The 6,520-nt window shown below is 72.3% G+C and carries 6 protein-coding genes and 2 pseudogenes; 4 read left to right on the top strand and 4 right to left on the bottom strand.

Annotation, left to right across the window (positions count from 1 at the left end):
• The first annotated feature begins 295 nt into the window (after positions 1-295).
• Positions 296-532 (top strand): DUF6296 family protein, encoded by a 237-nt coding sequence (locus ACIGG8_RS42610; RefSeq protein ID WP_396553958.1) that lies wholly within the window; start codon positions 296-298, stop codon positions 530-532.
• A gap of 130 nt (positions 533-662) precedes the next feature.
• On the opposite strand, the gene ACIGG8_RS42605 is transcribed toward ACIGG8_RS42610, so the two are convergent.
• From ACIGG8_RS42605 to ACIGG8_RS42595, 3 genes are all read right to left on the bottom strand, one after another.
• Positions 663-833, bottom strand: coding sequence for a hypothetical protein (locus ACIGG8_RS42605; protein WP_396553957.1), 171 nt, complete (start codon positions 831-833; stop codon positions 663-665).
• Positions 834-1,251: 418 nt separating this feature from the next.
• Positions 1,252-1,857 carry a hypothetical protein gene (locus ACIGG8_RS42600; protein WP_396553956.1) on the bottom strand — a complete coding sequence of 202 codons (606 nt, stop codon included), beginning with the start codon at positions 1,855-1,857 and terminating at the stop codon, positions 1,252-1,254.
• A 174-nt stretch (positions 1,858-2,031) separates the two neighbouring features.
• Positions 2,032-2,427: an ATP-binding protein gene (locus tag ACIGG8_RS42595; protein ID WP_396553959.1), complete on the bottom strand. Its 396-nt coding sequence runs from the start codon at positions 2,425-2,427 to the stop codon at positions 2,032-2,034.
• 378 nt (positions 2,428-2,805) lie between these two features.
• Between ACIGG8_RS42595 and ACIGG8_RS42590 the strand changes: the two are divergent.
• The 3 genes and pseudogenes from ACIGG8_RS42590 to ACIGG8_RS42580 all read left to right on the top strand — a co-directional run.
• Positions 2,806-3,024: pseudogene (locus ACIGG8_RS42590) on the top strand (STAS domain-containing protein); the annotation flags it as partial.
• A 610-nt stretch (positions 3,025-3,634) separates the two neighbouring features.
• On the top strand, positions 3,635-4,726 hold the full coding sequence (locus ACIGG8_RS42585) for a Ku protein (RefSeq protein ID WP_396553955.1): 1,092 nt from the start codon (positions 3,635-3,637) through the stop codon (positions 4,724-4,726).
• 181 nt (positions 4,727-4,907) lie between these two features.
• Entirely contained in the window at positions 4,908-5,876 is a 969-nt protein-coding gene (locus tag ACIGG8_RS42580; protein WP_396553954.1) for an LLM class F420-dependent oxidoreductase, read from the top strand.
• A gap of 276 nt (positions 5,877-6,152) precedes the next feature.
• Here the strand turns inward: ACIGG8_RS42580 and ACIGG8_RS42575 are convergent.
• A pseudogene (locus ACIGG8_RS42575) lies at positions 6,153-6,520 on the bottom strand (transposase); the annotation flags it as partial.

Below are 6,520 nucleotides of genomic sequence, written 5' to 3'. Positions count from 1 at the left end.
GGGAGCCGGGTCCCGGGTACACGCCCACACATCCCGACCGGTCGGGAGCGAGAAGCGGGCCGAGGAGATCGCCGCCCGCACCGTGAACAAGGAACGGGGAAGGCGCGTTCCGTGTTGTGCGCATTCGTTGCCCTCGTCCACCGGCAGCAGGGCAACGAGCCGGAGGTCCGCCTGCGGGCCGCCGGGACTGCACGGAGGAGTCCGACGCCGCGGGATCGCGGGGATCTCCCATCCCGAGCCGCCCGAAGTCCGTAGGGCGTGGGGCTCCTGGCCCGCGAACACGAGGAGGCCGATCATGAAGAGCCTCAACCGCCGCTACGCGGTCACCCTGCCCGGGCCGGTCGGCGGACACGCCCCACCCGCCGTCGTGGTGGTGCACGCCACCGACCGCGTCGGGCCCGGCGGTGGCCTGGTCTGGAGGAGCACGGCCGGTGATCTGACCGTCGAGATCGCGGACGGCGTGGCGACGGTCCTGTCGGCGCCCCCCGGCACCGGGCAGCACCCGCGTCTGGAGGCGGTGCCGCTTCCATGAGTGCCGGTTGATCGGCGGGTCACTGTCCCGCGAGATCGGCGGGTCAACTCTTCTCGCGAGCGGGCCGGCCGGCCGCTTGTTTCCCCAGGCCGGGCCCTGGACCGGGGCCGGGCCTGCGGACGGGTGGCCGTCACCTCGGCTGGCGAGCCGACCGGCCCCTGCGCAGGAACGCGCCGCCGAGTGCGAGGGCGATGAGGAAGATGACGATGCCGATGAGGAGGAGGTAGAGCAGGCCATGCGCGGCCACGCCGATGATCCCGAGGATGATCGCGACCAGAATGAGGAAGAGGATCCAGGCCATGGCGGCCCTCCTTTGTTCTCGTTCTTTGCTCTCGTTCGCCGACGGCCTGTGCGGTGTCCGCGAGGGTTACGGCGGTGCCGCTGGCCGGCGGCTCGGACCGACACCGGGTTCCGTACCTCGCGTGTGGTCGCCTGCCCCGGCGGCGAAACCAGCACAACCGCCCCGGCTCACTCGCATTCCTCCTCCCGCCACGACAGCGGACGCCGGGGACGCCGGGGACGCCCGGAACGCCGATGAGCCGGGCCCGGAGGCGCAGGCCGGCGCCCATCGGGCGGCATGCGGGGGTGTCTCTGCCGCTCGGCTTCATGAACGGCGCACTCGCCCAGCCGGGCAGCCCCCGCCACCGGTGTTCCCGTGGCAACCGTTCACCGCGGTGACCGGCGAGGGGTCACCGCCCGTGAGGCCCACCCGATGCCGCTCAGCCGGATGCCGGGGACACAGCTCCCAGCCCGAAGTACTCGATGGCCCGCACGGCGACCTCATCGGGTTCCAGATGGGTGTTGTCGATCAGCAGGTGTGCCTCGGGCGTGTGGGCGAAGTCGTCGACGGAGTTGAGGCGGTACCGGGCGTCCATGCCGGTCAGGTTGGCGTTGGACCACTGCAGGTCGCGCTTGGAGGCCTTCTCCGCGAGGCGGGACTCGCCGGCGTTGCGCTGGAGCCGTACGTCCTGGTCGGCGGACAGCTCCAGGAACAGCACGCGTGAGCCCCGGTCGCGGAAGGGGGCCGCGTAGCGTTCGACGAGTGCGGCGTCGGCGGGGTCGTCGAAGTCCCAGACGAGGGTGAACACCAGGCCGGGCAGGTCGCTGGCGGCGGCCTCGGCGAAGATCTGTTCGCGGAAGCCGTGGTTGAGCCGCTGGAACTGCGGCGACTCGTAAGGGAACAGCCGCAGCAGCGGTTCGATGGTCAGGTGGTTGTGGAAGAGTTTGAACCCCGTGCGTTCGGCTATCGCGCCGCCTACGGTCATCTTCCCGACCGCGGCCGGGCCGATGACGAAGAGCAGGGTCGGGGCAGTGCTGTCGGACATCGCGCCAGGATAGGGCCCGTCGCGATCTTCGTCGATCCGCCGCCCGGCCGGACCTACGTCCCCACGGCGACACCGGCAATTCCCACCACCCTGCGGCTGTCCCCGCCCGCCCGCACGCCGGCACCGACACGGCTGCCCCGCCCTGGCGACCCCGGCCGACGGCCTCGCGCGGGGTCAGGGAACGGGCAGCGCGGCCCACACGGTCTTGCCTCCCGAAGCCGGGGCGGTACCCCAGTCCGTCGTGAGCCTGTCCACGACGTGCAAGCCGTGGCCGCCCGGCTGCGCCGGCCGCCAAGGGCGTACCACCGGCGGGGCGGCGGCGGTGTCGGTCACCGCGACGATCAGCACGCCGTCGTGGACGTCGACGTCCAGGCGGGTGGGACCGGGGGTGTGCCGGCAGGCGTTGGTGAGCAGTTCGCAGGCCACCAGGAGCACGTCGTCCCGTCTGCGCTCCGCGGTGGCCCCGCCGGTCGGGGGGATGGCGCCCAGCACTCCCCGCAGGTGGGTCATGGCCGGTTCCAGCGCGCTGCCGGAGTCGCAGTCGAGCGGGAAGCACCAGTGTTCCGTCATGCCGTCCACGGCCTTCACCTCCCGCAGCTGAACAGGCACCCGGACCGGGCGGAGCAGCGGCGGCCGGTGCCGGACACCGGGCGTGTTTCCGCGATCACCCCGTCCTAATCGCGGCCTGTCTTCGTTCCTCGGGCCTCCGCGGGCGAGTGCTTCGCTCCCGCGGGGGCGGGCAGACGCAGGACGCGCCGACCGTGGGAGCACGATCCGGCGCCGGAAAGGGGCCGATCATGGAAACGGGCCTGAGCACCAGACGCCGCCCGGCGCCCCCGGGCACGCGCGTCCTCGCCCTGACCGGTCACGCCGACCTGGACACCGCCCCGGCCCTCGCCCGGGCCCTTCCGTGACGCGCTCACCGCGACGCCCGTCCCCGCCACCCTCGTCGTCGACTGCCGCGACCTGATCTTCTGCTCCTCCTCCGGCCTCAACGAACTCCTCAAAGCCCGCCGGGCCGCCTGCGCCGCCGGCATCGCCTTCCGTCTCGCCGCCCCCGGCCCCCAGGTCATCCGCCTGCTGCGGGTCACCGAAACGGACACCGTCTTCGACGTCATCCCGACCGCACCCACCCCGGCCGTTCCCGACCTGGACCCCCTGTTCTGACCCCACGGACGGGACCACCGGCCGACGCTGCGCCGGCTCTCCGCAGAACTCGTCAGAGCCCCCGGCCGTGAGGACGGCCGCCGGACGGACCGGGCGCGGCGGCCGGGCCCGCTGGTGGCCTGTTCCCGGTGCGTCAGGCACCGGGATGCCCGGGATGTTCCCCCCTCGGTGCTCTGCCGAAGCCCGCCGGGCGGCGCTTCGAGGGGTGGGTCGAGCCCGGCCTGCCGCGTGTCGTTGCAGGTCGGAGTGGTCCCGGCAGCAGGATTGGCGCTATGAACCCGGCGCGACGGCCCGGCCTCGCGGTGCAGCCGCGGTTTCGCAGCGGCCGAACCGGCCGACGTGATCAGCCCGACCCTGCGGGCCACGGGTTTGAGGATGCCGCAGGTGGCCAGGCGCCCGGTAGGGCGTCGCCGTATCGCCTCCGAAAGGCGCTCAGCAGGGCGGCGACACCCGTCGGGCCCGGCGCCGCCTGCGGACCACCGGCCCGGCACCGCCTGCGGACCACCGGCCCGGCACCGCCTGCGGACCGCCGACCCGGCGCCGACGCCGGCCGTGACCGTGTCGCGCGAGCGGGCCCGGCAGCGGGACCGGTGCAACGAAGGAGGACGTGATGGCCCGACCCATGTGGACCGGCGTGCTCACGTTCGGCCTGGTCACCGTGCCCGTGGCCCTGTACTCCGCCACCCGGTCCCACGACGTGCGTTTCCATCAGCTGCAGCGCGGCACGTCCGACCGGGTGCGCAACAAGCGGGTCAACGAGCGCACCGGCAAGGAGGTCGAGTTCGCGGACATCGTGAAGGGCTACGAGGTCACCGACGGCGAGTACGTGATCGTCGAACCCGACGAGCTGGAGCAGATCTCCCCCGGCCGCTCCCGCACCATCGACATCTCCGGCTTCGTCGACCTGGACGACGTCGACCCGATCTTCTTCGACCGCACCTACTACCTCGGCCCGCGCGGCATGGAGTACCAGAAGGTCTACGGGCTGCTGGTCGAGGCCCTGGAGCACGCCGGCAAGGCCGGGCTGGCGATGTTCGCGATGCGCGGCAAGGAGTACCTCACCGCGGTGCGCTCGGACCACGGCCTGCTGGAGCTGCACACGATGCACTTCGCCGACGAGGTCCGCGACCCGCACCGCGAGGTCGACAACCTCCCGGAGAAGACGAAGCTCACCGCGCAGGAGGTCAGGACCGCCGAGCAGCTGATCGGCATGCTCGCCATCGACTGGCAGCCCGACGAGTGGCACGACACCTACGAGGAACAGGTCAGGAAGCTCGTCGAGGACAAGCTCGCCGGCCGGGAGATCGCCGTCTCCAGCGGCCCCGCCCCCGAGGCCACCAACGTCATCGACCTCATGGACGCCCTGCGCCGCAGCCTCGACTCCGCCCGCAAGGACGAGCCCGCCGGGCAGCCGAAGAAGTCCACCGCCCGCACCCGTGCCTCCGGTGCGGCGGGCGCCCCCAAACGGACCGGCGGCAAGAAGAGCACCTCCGCCAAGACCACGGTCGCCAAGCCCACCGCCACCAAGACCACGGCGAAGCGCACCAGCCCGACCGGCAAGCGGCAGTTGTCCCAGCTCACCAAGGCCGAGCTCTACCAGCGGGCCACCGACCTCGACATCCCCCGCCGCTCCACGATGACCCGCGACCAGCTCCAGCACGCCCTCGAACAAGCCAGGCGCCCGAGCCGCACCGCCTCATAGACAGCACACCGCCACGGTCCGGGGCCCGGACCACCGCCGGCGGACCGGGCCCCGCGGCTCCCGGTTCCTCGCGGTTCCTCGGCTGCCGCGCCGGAGTGTGGGTGAGTGGGCAGAGCGGAGGATGCGCCGGTCGGTGCCGGTGTCGGTGTGAGGGACGCCGCGATCGGGGCAGGCGTGGGGCATGGTGAGAATCGGATACACGCTGATGACCGAGCAGCGCGGCCCCCGTGACCTCGTCGCGGACGCCGTGCGCGCCGAGCAGGCCGGGTTCGACTTCTCGGTGATCTCGGACCACTCCTTCCCTTGGCTGGAGGAGCAGGGTCACGCCCCGTACGCGTGGGCGGTGCTCGGCGCGGCCGCGCAGGCCACCTCCCGGATCCCGCTCATGACCTACGTGACCTGCCCGACGTTCCGCTACCACCCGGTGGTGGTGGCACAGAAGGCCGCCACCGTGCAGTTGCTCTCCGAGGGCCGCTTCCGGCTCGGTCTGGGCAGCGGCGAGAACCTCAACGAGCACGTGGTCGGCCGTGGGTGGCCCGCGGTACCGGTGCGGCAGGCGATGCTCGACGAGGCGGTGCAGATCATCCGGGCCCTGTTCGACGGCGGTTACGTCACCCGTCGGGGCCGGTACTTCGACATCGAGGGCGCGCGGCTGTGGGACCTCCCGGAGCAGGTGCCGCCGATCGGGCTCGCGGTCTCGGGGCCGGACTCCTGCGAACTGGCGGGGCGGCTGGCCGACTTGGTCATCGCGGTGGAGCCGGACCCGTCGTTGATCGCCGGCTTCGCGGAGCACGGCGGAGCGGGAAAGCCGGCCGTGGGCCAGCTGCCGGTGTGCTGGGACACCGACCGGGACGCCGCCGTGCGGCGGGCCCACGAGCAGTTCCGCTGGTTCGGCGGTGGCTGGAAGGTCAACGCCGAGCTGCCCGGGACGTCGGGTTTCGCCGCCGCGAGCCGGTTCGTCCGCCCCGACGACGTCGCCGGGGCCATTCCGTGCGGCGACCGGACCGAGGACTTCGTCGAGGCGGTACGGCCGTTCGTCGACGCCGGGTTCGGGGAGATCGCCCTCGTACAGGTCGGCGGCGACAGCCAGCCCGGGTTCCTCACCTGGGCCGAGGACAACCTCCTGCCGGCACTCCGTACGGCATTCTGAGCCCTCGTCGCCGACGGCGCGGACCACCGGTGCGGGGGTCCGCGGTGAGCCTGGCCGCCGACCCCGGTCCGTCGGATCGACCGGACAGCGCCGTCCGGGCCTCCGCCCGCAGCGGCCAGACCTGCCGTGCTCCCCGCGCCGGCGGGACGGCAGGACAGCGATCGGTAAGCGTGAACACTCGTCAGGCTGGGCCCATCGAGCGAATCCGCGGCGCGGTATGGCCCGTGATTCCACCAGTGAGCTGCCCCGACTTTCGTGGCGTCCGCGATCGTGTGATCAAGCGACTTGCGGGTGTTGCTCCGGGCTCGTCCAGTACGCCTGCTCGTACTCGTCGGGCGGCATGTAGCCGAGGGCGGAGTGGAGGCGCTCACCGTTGTACCACGCGACCCACTGGAAGACGGCCCGCTCGACCTCGTCGAAGTCCCGCCACGGCCCCTGATGTTCGATCAGTTCGGCCTTGAACGTGCCGTTCAGGGCCTCGGCCATCGCGTTGTCGTACGAGTCCGCGACCGATCCGACGGATGCCGACGCGCCGACCTCGACCAATCACTCCGTGTAGCGAATGGATACGTATTGCGACCCGCGGTCGCTGTGATGAATGAGGCCGGCGTCCTTCTTGATCTTCTGCCGCCACAGCGCCATCT

It is taken from the genome of Kitasatospora sp. NPDC085464, assembly GCF_044541955.1.
Lineage (GTDB): Bacteria > Actinomycetota > Actinomycetes > Streptomycetales > Streptomycetaceae > Kitasatospora.
The sequence above is the reverse complement of the archived record's forward strand: the minus strand, read 5'-3'. Positions and strand labels throughout refer to the sequence as shown.